The sequence below is a fragment of the Streptomyces sp. NBC_00569 genome (assembly GCF_036345255.1).
GTDB lineage: Bacteria > Actinomycetota > Actinomycetes > Streptomycetales > Streptomycetaceae > Streptomyces.
Genome location: NZ_CP107783.1, coordinates 2,685,520 through 2,706,828, shown reverse-complemented (window position 1 = coordinate 2,706,828; position 21,309 = coordinate 2,685,520). Strand labels below are relative to the sequence as shown.

General features: G+C 70.5%; 17 protein-coding genes. 5 read left to right on the top strand and 12 right to left on the bottom strand.

The window, feature by feature from the left end:
• The first annotated feature begins 86 nt into the window (after positions 1–86).
• Both OHO83_RS12245 and OHO83_RS12240 read left to right on the top strand, forming a co-directional pair.
• Positions 87–1,292, top strand: coding sequence for an LLM class flavin-dependent oxidoreductase (locus tag OHO83_RS12245; RefSeq protein WP_266675318.1), 1,206 nt, complete (start codon positions 87–89; stop codon positions 1,290–1,292).
• Positions 1,289–2,335 carry a zinc-binding dehydrogenase gene (locus tag OHO83_RS12240; RefSeq protein ID WP_330279436.1) on the top strand — a complete coding sequence of 349 codons (1,047 nt, stop codon included), beginning with the start codon at positions 1,289–1,291 and terminating at the stop codon, positions 2,333–2,335. Before OHO83_RS12245 ends, OHO83_RS12240 begins: the two co-directional genes overlap by 4 nt.
• A 58-nt stretch (positions 2,336–2,393) precedes the next feature.
• On the opposite strand, the gene pssA is transcribed toward OHO83_RS12240, so the two are convergent.
• The 9 genes from pssA to OHO83_RS12195 all read right to left on the bottom strand — a co-directional run bounded on the left by pssA (position 2,394) and on the right by OHO83_RS12195 (position 13,717).
• Entirely contained in the window at positions 2,394–3,248 is an 855-nt protein-coding gene (gene pssA, locus OHO83_RS12235; RefSeq protein WP_266675320.1) for a CDP-diacylglycerol--serine O-phosphatidyltransferase, read from the bottom strand.
• Positions 3,235–3,891 (bottom strand): phosphatidylserine decarboxylase, encoded by a 657-nt coding sequence (locus OHO83_RS12230; RefSeq protein ID WP_100591521.1) that lies wholly within the window; start codon positions 3,889–3,891, stop codon positions 3,235–3,237. Before OHO83_RS12230 ends, pssA begins: the two co-directional genes overlap by 14 nt.
• A 171-nt stretch (positions 3,892–4,062) precedes the next feature.
• The gene (locus OHO83_RS12225) at positions 4,063–5,268 is read right to left on the bottom strand and encodes an acyl-CoA dehydrogenase family protein (RefSeq protein ID WP_266675321.1); all 1,206 of its coding nucleotides are present in this window, start codon (positions 5,266–5,268) and stop codon (positions 4,063–4,065) included.
• Positions 5,269–5,295: 27 nt separating this feature from the next.
• The gene (locus tag OHO83_RS12220) at positions 5,296–5,799 is read right to left on the bottom strand and encodes a MaoC family dehydratase (protein WP_266675322.1); all 504 of its coding nucleotides are present in this window, start codon (positions 5,797–5,799) and stop codon (positions 5,296–5,298) included.
• Between the two features lie 5 nt (positions 5,800–5,804).
• Entirely contained in the window at positions 5,805–6,770 is a 966-nt protein-coding gene (locus tag OHO83_RS12215; RefSeq protein ID WP_266675323.1) for an HpcH/HpaI aldolase/citrate lyase family protein, read from the bottom strand.
• Positions 6,767–8,815: a protein meaA gene (locus OHO83_RS12210; protein ID WP_266675324.1), complete on the bottom strand. Its 2,049-nt coding sequence runs from the start codon at positions 8,813–8,815 to the stop codon at positions 6,767–6,769. Before OHO83_RS12210 ends, OHO83_RS12215 begins: the two co-directional genes overlap by 4 nt.
• 21 nt (positions 8,816–8,836) lie before the next feature.
• Complete coding sequence (gene ccrA, locus OHO83_RS12205) at positions 8,837–10,174, bottom strand: crotonyl-CoA carboxylase/reductase (protein ID WP_330279435.1); 1,338 nt, start codon at positions 10,172–10,174, stop codon at positions 8,837–8,839.
• Between the two features lie 779 nt (positions 10,175–10,953).
• On the bottom strand, positions 10,954–11,784 hold the full coding sequence (locus OHO83_RS12200) for a TetR family transcriptional regulator (protein ID WP_329433461.1): 831 nt from the start codon (positions 11,782–11,784) through the stop codon (positions 10,954–10,956).
• A gap of 127 nt (positions 11,785–11,911) precedes the next feature.
• Positions 11,912–13,717, bottom strand: a complete 1,806-nt coding sequence (locus tag OHO83_RS12195) for a 3-hydroxyacyl-CoA dehydrogenase family protein (protein WP_266675327.1) — start codon at positions 13,715–13,717, stop codon at positions 11,912–11,914.
• 355 nt (positions 13,718–14,072) lie between these two features.
• On the opposite strand from OHO83_RS12195, the gene OHO83_RS12190 reads away from it, so the two are divergent.
• Positions 14,073–14,672 (top strand): adenylosuccinate lyase, encoded by a 600-nt coding sequence (locus OHO83_RS12190; RefSeq protein ID WP_266675328.1) that lies wholly within the window; start codon positions 14,073–14,075, stop codon positions 14,670–14,672.
• On the opposite strand, the gene OHO83_RS12185 is transcribed toward OHO83_RS12190, so the two are convergent.
• The 3 genes from OHO83_RS12185 to OHO83_RS12175 form a co-directional block, all read right to left on the bottom strand.
• A complete protein-coding gene (locus OHO83_RS12185) occupies positions 14,662–15,231 on the bottom strand; it encodes a GNAT family N-acetyltransferase (protein ID WP_330279434.1) in 570 nt (189 codons plus the stop codon). The two genes, OHO83_RS12190 and OHO83_RS12185, sit on opposite strands and share 11 nt — an antisense overlap.
• A 59-nt stretch (positions 15,232–15,290) precedes the next feature.
• The gene (locus tag OHO83_RS12180) at positions 15,291–16,862 is read right to left on the bottom strand and encodes an alpha/beta hydrolase (RefSeq protein ID WP_330279433.1); all 1,572 of its coding nucleotides are present in this window, start codon (positions 16,860–16,862) and stop codon (positions 15,291–15,293) included.
• A 133-nt stretch (positions 16,863–16,995) separates the two neighbouring features.
• Positions 16,996–18,042, bottom strand: coding sequence for an Rv2578c family radical SAM protein (locus OHO83_RS12175; RefSeq protein WP_266675331.1), 1,047 nt, complete (start codon positions 18,040–18,042; stop codon positions 16,996–16,998).
• Positions 18,043–18,185: 143 nt separating this feature from the next.
• Here OHO83_RS12175 and OHO83_RS12170 point away from each other — a divergent pair, with 143 nt between their 5' ends.
• Both OHO83_RS12170 and OHO83_RS12165 read left to right on the top strand, forming a co-directional pair.
• Positions 18,186–18,629, top strand: coding sequence for an SRPBCC family protein (locus OHO83_RS12170; RefSeq protein ID WP_266675332.1), 444 nt, complete (start codon positions 18,186–18,188; stop codon positions 18,627–18,629).
• Between the two features lie 179 nt (positions 18,630–18,808).
• Positions 18,809–21,220 carry an MFS transporter gene (locus OHO83_RS12165; protein ID WP_389565908.1) on the top strand — a complete coding sequence of 804 codons (2,412 nt, stop codon included), beginning with the start codon at positions 18,809–18,811 and terminating at the stop codon, positions 21,218–21,220.
• Positions 21,221–21,309 lie beyond the last annotated feature (89 nt).

The window sequence follows — 21,309 nt, the reverse complement described above, 5'->3', positions numbered from 1 at the left end:
TGCGCCGCTGTTGCCGTGTGCGTCTGTTGATTTATACGCCGCGCCGCTATAGGACGTAAGAAGCACGATGCCCGACCTTGTGTCTCATGTCCTGGCCGACGAAAGGCGTACGCGTGCACCCTCCAGCGCATCGACTGCCCACGCGCTTCGGCGCGTTCATCGCCCCGTACCACGGAACCGACGGCAGCCCCGCCCTCCAGATCCGCGGCGACCTCGACCTGGTCCGTCATCTCGACACCCTCGGCTACGACGAGGCGTGGATCGGCGAACACCACTCCGCCGGGTACGAGACCGTCGCGTCGCCCGAGGTGTTCATCGCCGCGGCCGCCGAGCTCACGCGGCGGATCAGGCTCGGCACGGGCGTGAACTCCCTGCCGTACCACCACCCCCTGATCCTCGCCGACCGGCTGCTCCAGCTCGACCACCAGACGATGGGACGGGTGATGTTCGGCGCGGGCCCCGGCCAGCTGGCCTCCGACGCGTTCATGATGGGCATCGACCCGCTGCGCCAGCGCGCGATGATGGCCGAGGCGCTCGACGCGATCGTCCGCCTGGTGCGCGGCGAGACGGTCACCGAGCGGACGGACTGGTACGAGCTCGCCGACGCGCGCCTCCAGCTCGGCCCCTACCGGCCCGAGGGCCTCGACATGGCCGTCGCCTCCACGGTCTCGCCCTCGGGCTCCGTCCAGGCGGGCCGGCACGGCATCGGCCTGCTGTCCCTGGCCGCCGCCGACCCGGCCGGCCTCGCGGCGCTGAACGGGAACTGGACGGCGTACGAGAAGTCCTGCGCCCGCCACGGCCACACCGCCGACCGCGCCGCCTGGCGCCTCGTCGTGCCGATGCACCTCGCCGAGACCCGCGAGGCGGCCCGGGAGCAGGCGGCGTACGGGGTCCTGCACCTGGTGCGCTACATCGAGGGCCTGTCCGGCACGGAGCTGCCCTGGGGCCGCACCGCGAAGGACGCGCTCGACCGGTGGACGTCCGACGGCTTCCCGGTCTTCGGGGTCGCCACCATCGGCACCCCGGACGACGCGCTGGCCCGTATCGAGGCGCTCGCCGAGGCCTGCGGCGGCTTCGGCACGCTCCTCCTGCTCGACCTGCCGACCGGCACCCCCGCCACCAAACGGCGCAGCTACGAACTGTTCGCCGAGCACGTGGTCCCGCACTGCACCGGCGCGAACCGCCGCCGCACCGCGTCTGCCGCCTGGGCCCACGAGAACAGCGAGCGGTTCGTCGGGGCGATGCGCAGCGCCGTCGAGGCGGCCGTGCGCGGCGGGGGAGAGTCCCGATGAGGGCCGCCGTCCTGCGCCGCGGCCGGTTCGTCGAGGACGACGTGCCCGAGCCCGCGGCGGGACCGGGCCAGGTCCTCGCCGAGCCGCTCGCCACCGGCATCTGCGGCTCCGACCTGTCCGCCGCCCGCCACACGGACGCCTTCCTGCGCGCCTCCCGCGACTCCGGCACCGAGGCGTTCCTCTTCGACCCGGACACCGATCTGGTCATGGGGCACGAGCTGTGCGCGCGGGTGCTGAGCCCCGGCGAATGGCAGGGCAAGGTCGTCGTCGGGCTGCCATGGGTGCTCGACGGGGGCGGCACCCTGCGCACCGTCGGATACGCCACCGCCTTCCCGGGCGGCTTCGGGCAGCGCGTCGTGCTCCAGGAGGCCGCGCTGATCCCCGTGCCCGACCACGTGGCGCCGCATGTCGCCGCGCTCACCGAGCCGCTCGCCGTCGGCTTCGGGAACGTCGCGCGGGCCGCGCCCGAGCCCGGCTCCGGGGCCGTCGTCATCGGGGCCGGGCCCATCGGCCTCGGAGCCGTCGCCGCGCTCGTGGAGCGGGGCGTGGCGCCCGTCGTCGTGTCGGAGCCCTCCCCGAGAAGGCGCGCCCTCGCCGAGCGCTTCGGCGCGCACGTGTGCGTCGACCCGGCGGCACAGGACCCCTACGACGCATGGCGCGCAGCCGCGCCCCCGGACACGCCGCTCACGGTCCTGGAGTGCTCGGGCCGCGCCGGCATGTTCAACGAGATCCTGCACAGGGCGCCGCGCCGGACCCGGGTACTCCTGATCGGAGCCTGCATGACGGAGGACGTCTTCACGCCCGTCGTCGGCCTCTACAAGGACATCTCCGTGACCATGTGCATGGCGTATCCGCCGGAGGAGTTCGCCAGGACCCTGGAGCGTATCGCGGACGGCACGATCGACGCGGCCGCTCTCGTCACGGGCCAGGTGGGCCTCGGCGGGGTGTCCGCGGCGCTGGACACGCTGCGGCAGCCGGACGACCACGTGAAGGTCCTGGTGCGCCCCGGCCTGCCCGGCACCGGCCTGCATCCCGCGCCCTGAGACGGACGAAGGGCCCCGAACCAAGCGGTTCGGGGCCCTTCGGACGTTCGGGTGCGGGTTACGGCAGCTGCGCGGCGCGTGCCTCGCGGCGGTTGCCCCGGAAGTTGTTCACCCTCCGGGCCGTCGCGAACAGCGGGATCACGGCGCCGAGGACCAGCTGGAGCGCGCAGCCGGTCTGGAGCAGCAGCTGGCCGCCGGGGGCGTCGAACGCCCAGGCCGCCAGGAGCCCCATCGCCGCCACGATCCACCCCAGCATCGCGACCGCGAGCGGACCGCGCGGCTTCGGGTACTCGACGCGGCTCACCATCAGCCAGGCCGTCCCGATGATCGCGAGGACCGTGGCCACGAACGGCAGCTCGAGGAGCACGATCGACACGACCGTGAGCGCCCCGAAGGGGCTCGGCATGCCCTGGAAGGTGCCGTCCTTCACCGTCACGCACGAGAATCTCGCGAGCCTCAGCACGACGGCCAGGAGCACCACGATGGCGCCCACCGCCGCGACCCGCTGATGCGCGTCGTCCGCGACCATGCCGTACACGAGGACGAAGTAGGCGGGCGCGAGGCCGAAGCTGATGAGGTCCGAGAGGTTGTCCAGCTCGGCCCCCATCGGCGACGAGCGGAGCTTGCGCGCCACCAGGCCGTCGAACAGGTCGAAGATCGCCGCGGCCAGCATCAGGATCACGGCCGTGGCCGCGCTGTGCCGGGCCATGCCGGAGTCGTTGCTGCCCTGGATGTGCGGGATCAGGATGCCGGTGGTGGTGAAGTACACCGCCATGAAGCCGCATGTGGCGTTACCGAGCGTGAGGGTGTCCGCTATCGACAGGCGCAGTGAAAGCGGCATTTCCTCCGCTTCGTCCGCCTCCTCGGCCTCGGGCACCCATCCGGCCTGCGTCTCTGGATCAGTCACGGTCAATGCGAGTCACCCCAGCCACGGTCTTCTGACCGACCTCGAGCGCGACCTCGACACCCTCGGGGAGGTAGATGTCGACGCGCGACCCGAAGCGGATCAGACCGATGCGCTCGCCCTGCTCGAGCTTGGTGCCCTGCGGGACGTACGGGACGATCCGGCGGGCGACCGCACCGGCGATCTGCACCATCTCGATGTCGCCGAGCTCGGTGTCGAAGTGCCAGACAACGCGCTCGTTGTTCTCGCTCTCCTTGTTGAACGCCGGGACGAACCCGCCGGGGATGTGCTCCACGGACGTCACCGTGCCCGCGAGGGGCGCGCGGTTGACGTGGACGTTCAGCGGGCTCATGAAGATCGCGACCCGGGTCCGCCCGTCCTTCCACGGCATGATGCTCTGCACCACGCCGTCGGCCGGGGAGATGACCCGGCCGGGGGCGATCTCACGCTCGGGGTCGCGGAAGAACCACAGCATGCCGGCCGCCAGAGCGGTGGCGGGTACGGCTACTGCGGCGGCCTTCTTGGAGCGACGCGAACGGGCCAGGCTCAGGGCGGCTGTGGCGACGGTCGGCAGGAGCCACGGCGATGCTCCGCGCGCAATGCGTCCTCCGAGGACGCCGTCGCGTGGTGCAGAGGTTTGGCTGTGGGGCATGGATGACCTTCGTAGCGGATGATGCCGCGCTCTGTACGGGGGGACGGCGGCTTTTCCGGGATGCTATCGGGTGCGAGCCACAACTGGGCAAGCCAGGAAGCTGAGTCGGCGGCTGAAGAGTGCTGACAGGGTGTGATCTTCTTCTCGAACAAAACACCCTGTAGCGGACATTCAGCCCTGGAATCGATACTCCTCGAGCAGGCGGCGGCCAATGATCATTTTCTGGATCTCGGCGGTACCTTCACCGATCAGCAGCATGGGCGCCTCGCGGTAGAGACGCTCGATCTCGTACTCCTTGGAGAAGCCGTAGCCGCCATGGATCCGGAAAGCGTCCTCGACCACTTCCTTGCAGTATTCGGAGGCGAGATACTTCGCCATTCCTGCTTCGAGGTCGTTTCGTTCCCCGGAGTCCTTTTTGCGTGCTGCGTTGACCATCATCGCATGGGCGGCCTCGACCTTGGTAGCCATCTCCGCGAGCTTGAACTGGATGGCCTGGTGCTGGGCGATCGGCTTACCGAAGGTGTGTCGCTGCTGGGCGTAGGAAACCCCCAGCTCAAACGCACGCTGTGCGACACCGCAGCCACGTGCCGCGACATTCACGCGGCCGACTTCGACTCCGTCCATCATTTGGTAAAACCCTCGGCCGGTCTCGCCGCCGAGTACCCGATTGGCCGGAATGCGTAGTCCGTCCATGATGAGTTCCGTCGTGTCGACGCCCTTGTAACCCATCTTGTCGATCTTCCCAGGGATCGTGAGGCCGGGGCGGACCTCTCCGAAGCCGGGCTCCTTCTCGACGAGGAAGGTCGTCATCGACTTGTGGGGCGCCGTGCCCTCGGGGTGTCCTTCGTCACTCTTGACCAGAACGGCCACCAGAGACGACGAGCCGCCGTTCGTCAGCCACATCTTCTGGCCGTTCAGGACGTACTCGTCCCCGTCCTTCACCGCCTTCGACGAGATCGCCGATACGTCCGAGCCGAGCGCCGGCTCCGACATCGAGAACGCGCCGCGCGTCTCGCCCAGCGCCATGCGCGGCAGGAAGTGGTCCTTCTGCTCCTGCGTGCCGTGCTGCTTGAGCATGTACGCCACGATGAAGTGGGTGTTGATGATGCCGGAGACCGACATCCAGCCGCGGGCGATCTCCTCGACGCACAGCGCGTACGTGAGAAGGGACTCGCCCAGGCCCCCGTACTCCTCGGGGATCATCAGGCCGAACAGACCCAATTCCTTGAGACCGTCGACGATCTGCTGCGGGTACTCGTCGCGGTGCTCCAGCTCGGTCGCGACCGGGATGATCTCCTTGTCCACGAAGTCGCGGACGGTGGAGAGGATCTCCTGCTGGACGTCGGTGAGACCGGCGGTCTGGGCGAGTCGGCTCATCTCTGCTTCTCCTGCGACTTGGCGTAGTTAATTGGAAGGCGTCGGGCGGCCGGGCTGCTCGCCGCCGCGCTCCTTGATGTACGTCTCGGTGGGGACCATCACCTTGCGGCGGAACACGCAGACCAGGGTGCCGTCCTGCTTGTAGCCCTTGGTCTCCACGTGGACGATCCCGCGGTCGTTCTTCGAGCGGGAGGGCGTCTTGTCGAGGACCGTGGTCTCGCCGTAGATCGTGTCGCCGTGGAAGGTCGGCGCCACGTGCTTGAGCGACTCGATCTCGAGGTTCGCGATCGCCTTGCCCGACACGTCCGGGACGGACATGCCCAGCAGCAGCGAGTAGATGTAGTTCCCCACGACGACGTTCTTGCCGAAGTCCGTCGTGTTCTCCGCATAGTTGGTGTCCATGTGGAGGGGGTGGTGGTTCATCGTCAGGAGACAGAAGAGGTGGTCGTCGTACTCCGTGACGGTCTTTCCGGGCCAGTGCTTGTAGACCGCGCCGACCTCGAACTCTTCGTACGTGCGTCCGAACTGCATGGTGCTCAGGCCTCCGGGGCTTCGAACTTGGAGGTGCGCTGCATGCCCGCGGCGCGTCCCTTGCCGGAGATGACCAGGGCCATCTTGCGGCTGGCCTCGTCGATCATCTCGTCGCCCAGCATCGCCGAGCCCTTCTTGCCGCCGGCCTCGGACGTGCAGAAGTCGTACGCGTCCAGGATCAGCTCGGCGTGGTCGTAGTCCTCCTGCGACGGCGAGAAGATCTCGTTGGCAGCGGCGACCTGGTCCGGGTGCAGCACCCACTTGCCGTCGAAACCGAGGGCCGCGGCGCGCTTCGCGACCGCCTTGTAGCCCTCCTGGTTGCGGATCTGGAGGTAGGGGCCGTCGATCGCCTGGAGGTTGTTGGCGCGGGCGGCCATCAGGATCTTCATGAGGATGTAGTGGTAGGCGTCGGCGTCGTAGCCGGGCGGCTGCTCGCCGACGACGAGGGACTTCATGTTGATGGAGGCCATGAAGTCGGCCGGGCCGAAGATGATCGTCTCGACGCGCTGGGAGGCCGTCGCGATCGCGTTGACGTTGTTGAGGCCCTGGGCGTTCTCGATCTGCGCCTCGATGCCGATCTTGCCGACCTCGAAGCCCATCGTCTTCTCGATCTGCGTCAGCAGCAGGTCGAGCGCGACGATCTGCTGCGCGTCCTGGACCTTCGGCAGCATGATGCAGTCGAGGTTGTGGCCCGCGCCCTCGACGACCGTGACGACGTCCCGGTAGGTCCACTCGGTCGTCCAGTCGTTCACGCGCACCACACGCGTCTTGCCCGTCCAGTCACCCTCGTTGAGGAACTTGACGATGGTGTGCCGCGCCTCCGGCTTGGCGAGCGGCGCGCAGGCGTCCTCCAGGTCCAGGAACACCTGGTCCGCGGGCAGGCCCTGGGCCTTCTCCAGGAAGCGGGGGTTCGAACCCGGCACCGCGAGACACGAGCGGCGGGGACGCAGACGGTTGATGGGCGCGGTCATGCGGGGACCTCCAGAGGGTCGAGCTGGTTCGCTTGCCGGATCTCGTCGACGATACGTCCGATGATCTCCGTGATGCCGAAGTCCTTGGGGGTGAAGACGGCGGCCACGCCCGCGCGCTTCAGGTCCTCGGCGTCGCCGTTGGGAATGATGCCGCCGACGATCACCGGGATCTCGGCGGCGCCCGCCTCGCGCATGCGGTCGAGGACGTCGGGCACGAGCGCGGAGTGCGACCCGGAGAGGATCGACAGGCCGACGCAGTGCACGTCCTCGGCGAGCGCGGCGGACACGATCTGTTCGGGCGTGAGCCTGATGCCCTGGTAGACCACCTCGAAGCCCGCGTCACGGGCCCGGACGGCGATCTGCTCGGCGCCGTTCGAGTGCCCGTCGAGGCCCGGCTTGCCGACGAGGAGGCGCAGCTTGCCGCCGAGCTCGTCGCCGGTGCGGCGGACCTTCTCGCGGACGAGGGCGAGCGGCGTGCCCTCCTCGGCGGTGACGGCGACCGGCGCCGACGAGACGCCCGTGGGGGCGCGGAACTCGCCGAACACCTCGCGCAGCGCCTGGGACCACTCGCCGGTCGTGACCCCGGCACGGGCGCATTCGAGCGTGGCTTCCATCAGGTTCTCGGTGCCGGCCGCGGCCTCCTTCAGACGCTCCACGGCCTGCTGGGTGGTCGGGTAGTGGAACGGGTCGCCCAGGCCCTGCCGGTCGCTCGACTCCTGGCGCGTGGTGCGCCACTCGTCGATGGCCCGCACGACCCGGGACTCGACCTGGTGATCCACCGTCATGATCGCGGCGTCCAGGTCGGCGGTGAGCGGGTTCGGTTCGGTCGCCTCGTGGATGTTCACACCGACGATCTTCTCCTCGCCGCCCTCGATCCGCGCCCGTCGCTCGGCGTGCGAGGAGACGAGCTGCGACTTGAGGTAGCCGGACTCGACGGCGGCCATCGCGCCGCCCATCTCCTGGATCCGCTCGATCTCGGCGAACGATTCGGCGACGAGCTCGTCGACCTTCTTCTCGATGACATGCGATCCCGCGAAGATGTCCTCGTACTCCAACAGGTCGCTCTCGTGTGCGAGGACCTGCTGGATGCGCAGGGACCACTGCTGGTCCCAGGGGCGGGGCAGGCCGAGCGCCTCGTTCCAGGCAGGGAGCTGGACGGCGCGGGCACGGGCGTCCTTGGACAGCGTCACGGCCAGCATCTCCAGGACGATGCGCTGGACGTTGTTCTCCGGCTGCGCCTCGGTCAGGCCCAGGGAGTTGACCTGGACGCCGTAGCGGAAGCGGCGCTGCTTCGCGTTCTCGATGCCGTAACGCTCGCGTGTGATCTGGTCCCAGATCCGCCCGAACGCCCGCATCTTGCACATCTCCTCGATGAAGCGGACACCCGCGTTCACGAAGAAGGAGATACGGGCCACGACGTCCCCGAACTTCTCGGCGGGGACCTGCCCTGAGTCGCGCACGGCATCGAGAACGGCGATGGCGGTGGACATCGCGTACGCGATCTCCTGGACCGGTGTGGCCCCCGCCTCCTGGAGGTGGTAGCTGCAGATGTTGATCGGGTTCCACTTCGGCATGTGCCGGACCGTGTACGCGATCATGTCCGTCGTCAGCCGCAGGGAGGGACCCGGCGGGAACACATGCGTGCCCCGCGACAGGTACTCCTTGACGATGTCGTTCTGCGTCGTGCCCTGGAGCTGGGTGATGTCCGCACCCTGCTCCTCGGCGACGACCTGGTAGAGCGCCAGGAGCCACATGGCGGTGGCGTTGATGGTCATCGAGGTGTTCATCTGCTCCAGGGGGATGTCCTGGAACAGCCGGCGCATGTCACCGAGGTGCGAGACCGGCACCCCGACCCGGCCGACCTCGCCGCGGGCGAGGATGTGGTCGGGGTCGTAGCCGGTCTGCGTCGGCAGGTCGAAGGCGACCGACAGACCCGTCTGGCCCTTGGCGAGATTGCGCCGGTACAGCTCGTTGGACGCCTCAGCCGTGGAGTGACCGGCATAGGTGCGCATGAGCCACGGCCGGTCCTTCTGGCGCTCAGTCATGTTCCGCTACTCCTTGGGGGTTCAGATGTTGCGGAAGCGGTTGATGGCGTCGATGTGCTGGGCGCGCAGTTCCTGGTCGCGGACGCCCAGGCCCTCCTTCGGGGCCAGCGCGAGGACGCCGACCTTGCCCTGGTGGAGGTTGCGGTGCACGTCGTAGGCGGCCTGGCCGGTGTCCTCGAGCGAGTACACCTTCGACAGCGTCGGGTGGATCTTGCCCTTGGCGACCAGGCGGTTCGCCTCCCACGCCTCGCGGTAGTTGGCGAAGTGCGAGCCCACGATCTTCTTGAGGGACATCCACAGGTAGCGGTTGTCGTACTCGTGGTTGTAGCCGGACGTCGAGGCGCAGGTGACGATCGTGCCGCCCTTGCGGGTGACGTACACGGAGGCTCCGAAGGTCTCGCGGCCCGGGTGCTCGAAGACGATGTCCACGTCCTCGCCGCCGGTCAGCTCGCGGATGCGCTTGCCGAAGCGCTTCCACTCCCTGGGGTCCTGGGTGTGCTCGTCCTTCCAGAACTTGTAGCCCTCGGCGTTGCGGTCGATGACCGCTTGGGCGCCCATGGCCTCGCAGATGGCGGCCTTCTCCGGGCTGGAGACGACGCAGATCGGGTTGGCGCCGCCGGCCAGCGCGAACTGCGTGGCGTACGAACCGAGCCCGCCGCTGGCGCCCCAGATGAGGACGTTGTCGCCCTGCTTCATGCCGGCGCCGTTGCGCGAGACGAGCTGGCGGTACGCGGTGGAGTTCACCAGACCGGGGGCCGCGGCCTCTTCCCAGCTCAGGTGGTCCGGCTTCGGCATCAGCTGGTTGGACTTGACGAGCGCGATCTCGGCGAGGCCGCCGAAGTTCGTCTCGAAGCCCCAGATGCGCTGCTCGGGGTCGAGCATCGTGTCGTTGTGGCCGTCCGACGACTCCAGCTCGACGGAGAGGCAGTGCGCGACGACCTCGTCGCCGGGGTTCCAGGCGTTGACGCCGGGACCGGTGCGCAGCACGACGCCCGCGAGGTCGGAACCGATGATGTGGTACGGCAGGTCGTGGCGCTTGGTGAGCTCCGACAGGCGTCCGTAACGCTCCAGGAAACTGAAGGTGGACACCGGCTCGAAGATCGAGGTCCAGACCGAGTTGTAGTTGACGGAGCTGGCCATGACGGCCACGAGCGCCTCGCCCGGACCGAGTTCGGGGACCGGCACGTCGTCCAGGTGGATCGACTTGCGGGGGTCCTTGTCCCGGGTGTCGAGGCCGGCGAACATCTCCGCTTCGTCCTTGTGCACGGTGATGGCGCGGTACGACTCGGGGAGCGGCAGAGCGGCGAAGTCGGCCGAGGTCGACTCCGGCGACTGAATCGCGTCCAGGATTTCCTTCACGGTATTGCCTCCGGCGATGCGTCCACGGGGGACGTTGAGGGGTACGTCGGGGTGGAGAGCTGCTGTGTGGGTGGAGAGGTGCCGTCGGTTCGGCGGGGGTGTTGCTACGGCAGCGCTTGGTCGGCGCGAGAAGTTTGCCTGTGACGCAGGCGTCCGGGCGCACTCGCCACGGTTTGGGGTGGCTTGTGGGGACAGCCGACGTACGGAAGTTCTCTGCACGCCGGCCGCCCGGACACATTCAACGTATGGCACCGCGTGCCAGTCGGCAAGACACTGGGTGCCACAAGTTTTTGAGCGATGATCGATCAGTGCAGGTCAGGGGTGGTGCGGCTCGGTGGCACCGGAGGTCATGGGTGGCCCTGAACTGCGCCTCAGGGGCCCTGGAGGGGGCTCGCGGGGCCTCGGAGGGGCCTCCGGGAGGTCGGGGCGACGCAGGGGAGAGACGCGGCGAGAGGGCCGCGGGCGGGTCGCGCGTCTTGCGGCCGGGCAGCGGTTCGGTCCTGGCCGGCCGGTGGGGGATCGCCGCCGCACTCAGGCAGCCGCGCGCGCCGATCGCGCCGGACGGCCTGACGGGGGCGGCGACCCTTCGCCGAGCGGGAGCCCGCGGCGGCGCACGTGGTCGGGCCGATCAACCGGGTCGTGCGCGTGCGGCGCGCGGCGACGCTCGCCGAACGGGAGCCCGCGCCCGGGGAGCGCCGGGGCGTGCCGCGTACGCGGGTTTCCCGAAGTGGGCGTCAACAGCCCCTGAATTTCGCGGAGTTCGGAAGAATTCCGGCGGACTAGCCGCGGTCCCGCAGCGCCTTCTCGATCGTCCCCATGATCTCGTCCAGCGGCGCGTCCGTACGCGCCACGGTGACCAGGACGTCGCCTCCGGTGCTCACCGAGGCGGCGGGGGTGGTGGCGGTGGCGGTGTCCCGGCCCGCGCCGATGCCCGTGCCGAACGTCTTGCGGACGATCGCGAAGGCGTGGTCGAGCTGATTCTCGACGTCGCCCTGACCGCCGGCCCGCAGCCAGCGCCGCAGCACGTGGTTGTGGGCGGTGACGACGGCGGACGCGGCGACCTCGGCGAGCAGCGGGTCGTCATTGCCGTGCTGGTGGGCGTGCTCGTCGAAGTGGCCGAGGAGATAGCGGGTGAACAGCCGCTCGTAGCGGGCCACCGAGGCGATCTCGCGCTCGCGCAGGGTGGGTACCTCGCGCGTGAGACGGTAGCGCTCCACCGACACGGCGGGAGACGCCGCGTACATCTTCATGACTTCCTTGATGCCGCGGCACACCGTGTCGAGCGGATGCTCGTGCGCGGGCGCCGCGTTGAGGACCGCCTCCGCCCGGATCAGGGTGTCGTCGTGGTCCGGGAAGATCGCCTCTTCCTTGGAGCGGAAGTGGCGGAAGAAGGTCCGCCGTGCGACCCCCGCCGCGGCCGCGATCTCGTCGACCGTCGTGGCCTCGTAGCCCTTGGTCGCGAAGAGCTCCATCGCCGCGGCCGCCAGCTCCCGGCGCATCTTGAGCCGCTGGGCGGCTGCGCGGGACCCCGCGGCGCTCTCGGGAGCGTCGGGCGTGGGCGTCGTACGGGAGGACTTGGCGGCCTTGGACATGCCATGAACGTACTGCATATGCGCGGTGGCGTGCGCCCGAGCGGGGTTCCCCCCGCCCGGGACCCGGGCGGGGGGTGTGAGGCCGGGCGGCCGGAGCAGCCCGCCCCAGTCCGTGGGGCGGGTGGTGCCGCTGCCCGTGGGCCGGTCAGCGCCGGGCATATTCGCGGAAGCCGCGGCCGGTCTTGCGGCCGAGGCAGCCCGCGGCCACCAGGTGCTCGAGCAGCGGCGCGGGGGCCAGGCCCGGGTCGCGGAACTCGCGGTGCAGGACCTTCTCGATGGCCAGCGAGACATCGAGGCCGACCACGTCCAGGAGCTCGAAGGGCCCCATCGGGTAGCCGCCGCCGAGCTTCATCGCGGCGTCGATGTCGTCGAGCGTCGCGTAGTGCTCCTGCACCATCTTGATCGCGTTGTTCAGGTACGGGAACAGCAGCGCGTTCACGATGAAGCCCGCGCGGTCGCCGCAGTCCACCGGGTGCTTGCGGATCTTCGCGCACACCTCGCGGACGGTGGCGTGCACGTCGTCGCCGGTCAGCACGGTCCGCACGACCTCGACGAGCTTCATGGCGGGGGCTGGGTTGAAGAAATGCATGCCGATCACGTCCTGCGGGCGCGAGGTCGCGCGGGCGCAGGCCACGACGGGCAGCGACGAGGTCGTGGTGGCCAGGACCGCGCCCGGCTTGCACACCTTGTCGAACGTCGCGAAGAGCTGCTGCTTGATCTCCAGGTCCTCGGCCACGGCCTCGAGGGCCAGGTCGACATCGGAGAAGGCGTCGTACGTATCGGCCGGAGTGATCCGGTCCAGGGTCTGCGCCGCCGCCTCCGCGGTCATGCGGCCCTTGTCGACAGAGCGCGAAAGAGACTTGCCGATACGGGACTTGGCCTTCTCGGCCTTCTCCTCGCTGCGCGCGGCGAGCACCACGTCGTAGCCCGCCTTCGCGAAGACCTCCGCGATGCCGGACGCCATGGTCCCGGAGCCCGCGACGCCGACCGAGCGGATCGTGCGCGCCCCGGCCGCGACCTCACCCGAGAGCGGGGTGAGCGCGTCCCGCACCACCTCGGAGCTGCCCGGCTCCGCGTACGTGTAGAAGCCGCGCCCCGACTTGCGGCCGGTCAGACCCGCCTCGCTGAGCTGCTTGAGGACGGGCGCCGGCGCGTGCAGGCGGTCGTGGGACTCGGCGTACATCGCGTCGAGGACCCTGCGCGCGGTGTCGATCCCGATGAGGTCGAGCAGCGCGAGGGGACCCATGGGCAGGCCGCAGCCCAGCTTCATGGCGGCGTCGATGTCCTCGCGGGAGGCGTACTTGGCCTCGTACATCGCGGCGGCCTGGTTGAGGTAGCCGAAGAGCAGGCCGTCGGCGACGAAGCCGGGCCGGTCGCCCACCGCGACGGGCTCCTTGCCCAGTTCGAGGGCGAGATCCGTGACCGCCGCGACGGCCGTGGGCGCGGTGAGCACCGACGAGACCACCTCGACGAGCTTCATCGCGGGCGCCGGGTTGAAGAAGTGCAGCCCGAGGACGCGCTCGGGGCGGGCCGAGTCGGCGGCGAGCCGCGTCACGGACAGGGCGTTCGTACCGGTCGCGAGGATCGTCTCGGGCCGCACGACGGTGTCGAGCTCCCGGAAGATCTGCTGCTTGATCTCGTACGACTCCGGAGCCACCTCGATGACGAGGTCGGCGTCGGCCGCGGCCTGGAGGTCCGTGAAGGTGCGGAAGCGGGCGAGGACGTCCCGCCGCTCGTCCTCGGTGAGGCGCTCGCGGCGCACCGCACGCGCCGTCGAGGCCTCGAGCGCGGCGACGGCCTGCGCGGCCGCGGCCTCGCTGACGTCGATACCGATGACCTCACGGCCGGCGCGGGCGAGCACCTCGGCGATGCCGGTGCCCATCGTGCCGAGGCCGACGACCGCGACGGTCGGGAGGGTGGCCGGGGATGCGGGGGACAGGGGAGCGTCCATGTGAGGACTCCAGGAGGGAGGAGTGACGACTGAGGGGCACACGCGGATACGCCGACGGGCGCACGGAGTGCGGGAATTCGAGCCCGGACGCGACGCACGCAGGCGTCCGGCGAATCGGAGAGAGGAAGATCCGGCGGGCCCTGTCCCGGGGCCGCGCCGTACTGCGGTACCTGAGGCACCGAACCGACTGACACTCTCGGCGGCTGCGTCACCAGGCCGCCAGGAGTGGGGTTGCGGGGAGTGTGCCCCGCTCAATTGAGATTAACCGGCGAGTAACGAGCGCGCCAGTCCTCGGTGTTCATCAGTCTCTGTGATCTACGTCGCCGGGGCCCCGGGCCTGTCTACGCTGGACCGCATGGACGAAGAGTTGCGATCGGTCACGGAGCGCTTACGGGCCGAGTCGGGCGCCTCCCCCCTTCTCGACCGCCTCACGGCGACCGGCGACACCGACGAGCTCGCGGCCGTGCTGACCGAGCCCGGGCAGCCGCTGTGGGTGCGGGAGCTGACCGCGTACCGCCTCGGAGTGGCGGGGGATCCCCGGGCCTTCGAGGCGCTCGTCCTGCTTCTCAACCACCGCGACCCGGCCCGCTGTGCCACCGCCGCGCACGCTCTGGCCGCCCTCGGTGACCCGCGCACCGCACGCGCGGCCGCGGCGCTCGCCACGAACGAGCGGCGGGTCGCGTACGCGCTGCACCCGGTGCGGCTCCTGGCCGCACTGCGCGCGCCGGAGTCCGCGCCGGCGCTGATCACCACCCTGGAGCGGCGCCTCGGCCCGCGCGACCCGTACCGCGCGGTCGCGCTCGCGTGCGTGGAGGGGCTCGGCGGCCTCGCGGACGCCCGCGCCCGGCCGGTCCTGACCGCGGCCCTCGCCCATCCGGCGCTCGCGGAGGCCGCGGTGCGCGCGCTCGCGCGACTGCCCGAGCAGCGGGAGAGCCCGCGCGGCGTCAGGGACTGACAGCGCGCACGTAACGCACTTCCGGTACGAGTTCCCCGCCCGCCTCGTACGGCTCCTCGGCGCCGTCCGGGGTGAACCCGGCGCGCTCGTAGAACGCGCGGGCGCGGGTGTTGCCCTTGAGCACCCACAGGCGTATCCGCTCGTAGCCGGATTCGGCGCAGCGCTCCAGGCAGCTGTGCAGGAGCGTGCGGCCCACGCCCGTGGACAGCCGGCCGTCATGCACGTAGATCGCGTACAACTCGGCTTCTCCGGGCGGGAGATCGTCGTCGCGGGACGGGCCGTGACAGGCCCAGCCGACGATGTCGCCGGCGTGCTCGGCGACCACGTTCACCACGGACGAACCGGCCTGCGCGAGACGCTCGCGGCGGCGTGCCGCGTCTTCCTCGATGCTCAGCTCGGCCAGAAAGGACGCGGGCATCAGGCCCGCGTACGCCGTCCGCCAGCCGCGGATCCGGATCCCGGCCACCGCCTCGCAGTCGGCGTCGGCCATGGCCCGGACGCGGATCTCCGCCGCCGGGACAGAAGCAGGGGCGGTGTCGTGGGTCCGAGGGGTGCTCATGCGCCCATCGTGACCCGGCGGACACCGCCCCGGCCAGGGTGTGCATCAAAGGGAAGTGCTCAGCCGCGGAAGCCCATCAGCCCGTGCAGGCTCACACCGCGTGACGGGGGCGGGCCGGCGCCCTTCTTCGTGAGCGGCTTCGGATCCGGCCGCTTCTTGCATGTCGCGTCGGCCTCTCCGCTGCCGCGCGGCACCTTCCCGGTCCGCAGATAGTCGGCCAGGTACCGGTCCAGGCAGGCGTTCCCGCTCAGGCTGATGCCGTGGTTCCCGCCGCCCTGCTCGACCACCAGGCTGGAGCCGCGCAGCTCGTGGTGGACGGCGACCCCGCCCTCGTACGGCGTGGCCCCGTCGTCGGTGGCCTGGAAGAGCAGCGCCGGCGGCAGGTCGTCGTTGGACACGTCCGGCGGCTCCAGCCGGCTCGTCGGCCAGAACGCGCACGGCGCGTTGTACCAGGCGTTGTTCCAGGTGGAGAAGGGGGCCTTCTCGGCCGTCTGCCAGTTGTCGTCGCGCCACTGGTTCCAGTCGCGCGGCCACCGGGCGTCCCGGCACTGCACGGCCGTGTAGACGCTGTAGCCGTTGTCGCCCGCGGCGTCGACGGCGCCCAGCCTCTTGTACGCCGAGACCAGCGGGGCCGGGTTCTTGTCCTTCACGTACGCCCTGAACGCCTCGGCCAGATAGGGCCAGTAGCCGTTGAAGTAGCCGCCCGGCAGGAAGGTGTCCTCCAGCTCGGCGGCACCGACCGTCCTGCCCGCCGGCTTCTTCTGCAACGCGTCGCGCATCGCGTACCACTTGGCCTCGACCTTCGCCGGGTCCTTGCCGAGCTTGTACGTCGCGTCGTACCGCGCGACCCAGGCCAGGAACGACTGGTGGCGGGCGTTGAACGCGTGGTCCTGCCCCAGGTTGTCGTCGTACCAGACCCCGCCCGGGTCGACGATCGAGTCGAGCGCCAGGCGCCGCACGCGCTGCGGGTAGAGCTTGGCGTAGACGGCGCCCAGGTAGGTGCCGTACGAGTAGCCGAAGTAGTTGAGCTGCCGCGCGCCGAGCGCCGCGCGGATCGCGTCCATGTCCCTGACGGTGCTCACCGTGTCGAAGTACGGGAGTACGTCCGCGTACTTCGTGGTGCACGCCTTCGCGAACGCCTGCGCGCGGCCGAGGCCGGCGCGCTCGATCGCGGGGGTGGAGGGCACGCTGGGCGGGCGCACGGCGGCGAAGTGCTTGGGGCGGCAGTCGAGGGCCGGTTTGCTCTTGCCGACGCCGCGCGGGTCGAAGCCCACGACGTCGTACTGGGCGGCGACGTTCTTCGGCAGCGCGTGTGCCACGAAGCCCGCCAGCGACAGGCCGCTGCCGCCGGGGCCGCCGGGGTTCACCAGGAGCGGGCCCTGCGACGTCTTCGCGGTGTGCCGGACCCGGGACAGGGCGAGCGTGATCTGCTCATCGCCGGGCCGGTCGTGATCGAGCGGCACCCGCACCGAGGAGCACTGGAGCTTCGGGTAGTTCTTGGTGCCGCAGTCCTTCCAGGTGAGGGCTGCGCGCTGGACGGAAAGGGTCGGGGCCGCGGCGGCCGGTGCCGCGGTGAGCATGCCGGCCACCATGGTGGCGGCGCCGCACACGGCGGCTGCGCTTTTCTTCATCGGGCCTCCCAGGACGGAGGGTTCGGGGCCGCGAGCGCGCGGCCCCCGCGGCATGGTCCCCGAATCCACGCCGGGAACGTCCCGTTCTGCTGAGAGTTGACCCGATTGGCGTGTACGTGTCCGGACGTCGCGCTCAGAGAAGCGTGAGCTGGGTGGCCGCAGGGGCGGGCTCCGGCTCATGGCGTGCGCGCAGCCGTCGCGGGCCCTCCGCGCGCGAGGGGCCGATGCCGAACTCCTCGGCCAGCTCGTGCACCTGACGGGTGATCCGGCGCTGGTACCACTTCGGCGCGTAGGCGCCCTCCGCGTACAGCCGCTCGTAGCGCCGCACCAGGTGCGGGTGGTGCAGCCCGAGCCACGACATGAACCACTCGCGTGCCCCGGGGCGCAGATGCAGCACGAGCGGGGTCACGGAGGTCGCGCCGGCCGCCGCGACGGCCCGTACGGTCTCGCGCAGCTGCCCCGGGTGGTCACCCAGGAACGGGATCACGGGGGCCATCAGGACCCCGCAGCCGATGCCGGCCTCGCCGAGGGCGCGGACGACATCGAGGCGGCGCTCCGGCGCGGGCGTGCCCGGCTCGACGGTGCGCCACAGCTCGCGGTCGACGAAGCCGACGGACACCGAGACGCCGACGTCGGTGACCTCGGCGGCCTGCCGCAGCAGGTCGAGGTCGCGCAGGATCAGCGTGCCCTTCGTGAGGATCGAGAACGGGTTCGCGTAGTCCCGGAGCGCCTCGATGATCCCCGGCATCAGCCGGTAACGACCCTCCGCGCGCTGGTAGCAGTCCACGTTCGTGCCCATCGCGATGTGCTCGCCGTGCCAGCGGCGCGAGGCCAGGTGGCGGCGCAGCAGTTCCGGCGCGTTCACCTTCACGACGATCTGGCTGTCGAAGCCGAGGCCCGTGTCGAGGTCCAGATAGCTGTGGGTCTTGCGGGCGAAGCAGTAGACACACGCGTGCGTGCATCCCCGGTACGGGTTGACCGTCCACTCGAACGGCATGCGCGAGGCGCCGGGCACGCGGTTCACGATCGACCTGGCCCGGATCTCGTGGAAGGTCACGCCGGCGAATTCAGGCGTGTCGAAGGTGCGGGTCGTCACGGTGTCCGCGCCGAACAGCGCGGCGTCCGTGACCCTCCCTGTCGGGATTTCGGCCGGATTCTCCGTGAGGTTCTCCCAGCGCATGACGCCTCCTAGCTAGCACTGGGCACAGAATAGAACACATGTTCCCTTGATCGTGCGACCCCGATTTTGGCGGCCGATGCGGAGGGTGGTTGGCTTGGGCCCCCTCTCGAACACCGAGAACACCGACTGCTGGAGGAAGTGCCATGGCGCAGGTCGAGGCCATCACGGAGCGGGTCATCGCCGCCAAGCCGGACGACGTATTCGACGCGCTCGCCGACTACAGCGGCACGCGCGCGAAGCTGCTGCCCGAGCACTTCAGCGAGTACGAGGTCCGCGAGGGCGGCGACGGCGAGGGCACGCTCGTCCACTGGAAGCTCCAGGCCACCAGCAAGCGGATCCGCGACTGCCTCCTCGAGGTCGGCGAGCCCACCGACGGCGAGCTCGTCGAGAAGGACCGCAACTCCTCGATGGTCACCACCTGGCGCGTGACCCCCTCCGGCGAGGGCGCCTCCCGCGTCGTCGTCAGCACCGTGTGGAACGGCGCGGGCGGCATCGGCGGCTTCTTCGAGAAGACCTTCGCCCCCAAGGGTCTCGGCCGCATCTACGACGAGGTCCTCGCGAAGCTCGCCGCCGAGGTGGAGAAGTAACCCCGATGTAGTGCTCACCGTTTCGAGTGGTTTTCCGCTCGCGCGCGGTTGTACGCCGTAGGGCTCCCACCGGCGCATTCGCGCCCGGAACCCGCCGGAGCCGCCCCTCGTCGCGCTTGCCCGCAGTTGTCGCGTAATGCGAGAAATATGCGGCGCAGGCGCGACGAGGGGAGCGACAGGTGGGCACGACGACACTGGTGACGAGTGAGCCGGGGCCGGTGCCGGCGACGGAACCGACCCCGCACCCCGAGCCCCGACCGGCCGTGGAGCAGCGGCAGTTCCCCGACCACGGCCTCAGCCCGAGCCGGGTCCGGATGGTCTTCTTCGGACTCATGCTGGCGCTGCTGCTGGCAGCGCTCGACCAGATGATCGTCGCCACCGCGCTCCCGAAGGTCGTCGGCGAGCTGCACGGCCTCGACAAGATGTCCTGGGCGATCACCGCCTATCTCCTGACCGCCACCATCGGTCTGCCGATCTACGGCAAGCTCGGCGACCTCTTCGGCCGCAAGGGCGTCTTCCAGTTCGCCATCGCCGTGTTCGTCGTCGGCTCCGCGCTGGCCGGCTGGTCGCGCAACATGGACGAACTCATCGCGTTCCGCGCCGTCCAGGGCATCGGCGCCGGCGGTCTCATGATCGGCGTGCAGGCGATCATCGCGGACATCGTGCCGCCCCGCGAACGCGGCCGCTACATGGGCCTCATCGGCGCCGCGTTCGGCCTCGCGTCCGTCGCGGGCCCGCTGCTCGGCGGCTACTTCACCGACCACCTCACCTGGCGCTGGTGCTTCTACATCAACGTGCCCTTCGGGCTGGTCACGTTCGCCGTGGTCACCGTCGTGCTCAAACTGCCCCGCCCCAAGGCCAAGGCCAGGCTCGACGTCCTCGGGGCCCTGCTGCTCGCGGCGGCATCGACCTGCCTCGTGCTGCTGACCAGTTGGGGCGGCACCGAGTACGCGTGGGGTTCGCGCGTCATCCTGGGGCTCGCCGCCGGAGCGGCCGTGACGGCCGCGCTCTTCCTCGTCGCCGAGCACTTCGCCGCCGAACCCATCATCCCGCTGCGGCTGTTCCGCGACCCCGTCTTCAACATCACCGGCCTGGTCGGCATGGTCATCGGCATCGCCCTCTTCGGCGCGGCCAGTTACCTGCCGACCTTCCTCCAGATGGTCGACGGCGCGAGCGCCACCGAGTCCGGGCTGCTCATGCTCCCGATGATGGGCGGCATCGTCATCGCCTCGGTCGTCTCCGGCCAACTCATCAGCCACACCGGGCACTACAAGATCTACCCGATCCTCGGCGGGGCCCTCTCGACGGTGGGCATGTGGCTCCTGTCCCGCCTCGAAGTGGACACCTCGCGGCTGCACTACAGCCTCTTCATGGCCGTGCTCGGCGCGGGCATCGGCCTGATCATGCCGGTCCTGATCCTCGCCGTGCAGAACGCCGTACGCCCCGCCGACATCGGCACCGCGACCAGCGCCAACAACTACTTCCGGCAGATCGGCGGCAGCGTCGGCGCCGCGATCTTCGGCACCCTCTTCGCCGACCGGCTCGCCGACGCACTCGCGGACCGGCTGCCCAAGGGGGCGGGCCTGCCCGACCCGGAGTCCATCACCCCGCAGCTCGTCCACGCCCTGCCGCCCGCGCTGCGCGACGGCTACATCCAGGCGTACGCCGACGCGATGCCCCGGATCTTCCTCTACCTCGTCCCGGTGCTCGTCCTCGGCCTCGTGATCGCCTTCTTCCTCAAGGAGACACCCCTGTTGTCCAGTGCCGCCCCCCACAGCGCCCCGAGCGGCGAGACCACCGCGGTCCCGTCCCAGTCCCGGCCCCCGTACGGCGCCGGCGTGCCGGTCTGCGGCATCGTCCAGCACTCCGACGGGACCGCGGTGCCGCGCGCAGCCCTCACCCTCATCGACGTCGGCGGCCAGCAGATCGGGCGCGGCGCGAGCGGCGACGACGGCCGGTACGCGCTGTCGACGCCCGGCTCCGGAAGTTACGTCCTGATCGCGGCCGCGGGCGGACACCAGCCCCAGGCCGTGACCGTCACCGTGGGGGAGCGGCCCGTCGACCTCGACGTCGTCCTCGGCGGCGCCGGGCGGCTCGCCGGGAGCGTACTGACCGCCGACGGCGCGCCCGTGCGCGACGCCACCGTGACCCTGACCAACGTCCACGGCGAGGTCGTCGCCACGACCCGCAGCGGGCGCGAGGGCAGCTACGTCATCACGGAGCTGGTGGCCGGCGAGTACACGCTCGCCGGGAGCGCGCCGGCGTTCCGCCCCGCCGCGCTCCCCGTCACCGTGATGGCCGCCCGCGAGACCCGCCAGGACGTCGAACTCGCGGGCGGCGCCGTGCTGCGCGGCACGGTCAGGGCCGGCGGCGGCCGCCCCGTCGAGGACGCGCGCGTGACCCTCCTCGACGCGGCGGGCAACGTCGTCGACACCCTCACGACCGGTATCGACGGCACGTTCCGCTTCGTCGACCTGTCATCGGGCGAGTACACGGTGATCGCCGCCGGTTACCCGCCGGTCGCCACGGTGCTGCACATGGCGGGCGGCGGCCGCACGGAGCGTGACCTGCAACTGGGCCACGAGGACTGAGTGTTGGGGGCCGGGCAGGGCGCCCGGCCCCGGCGTGCCGCGCCCGTTCAATTCGGCCGATGAAGCCCCCTGTATCCCCGTACCGCGTA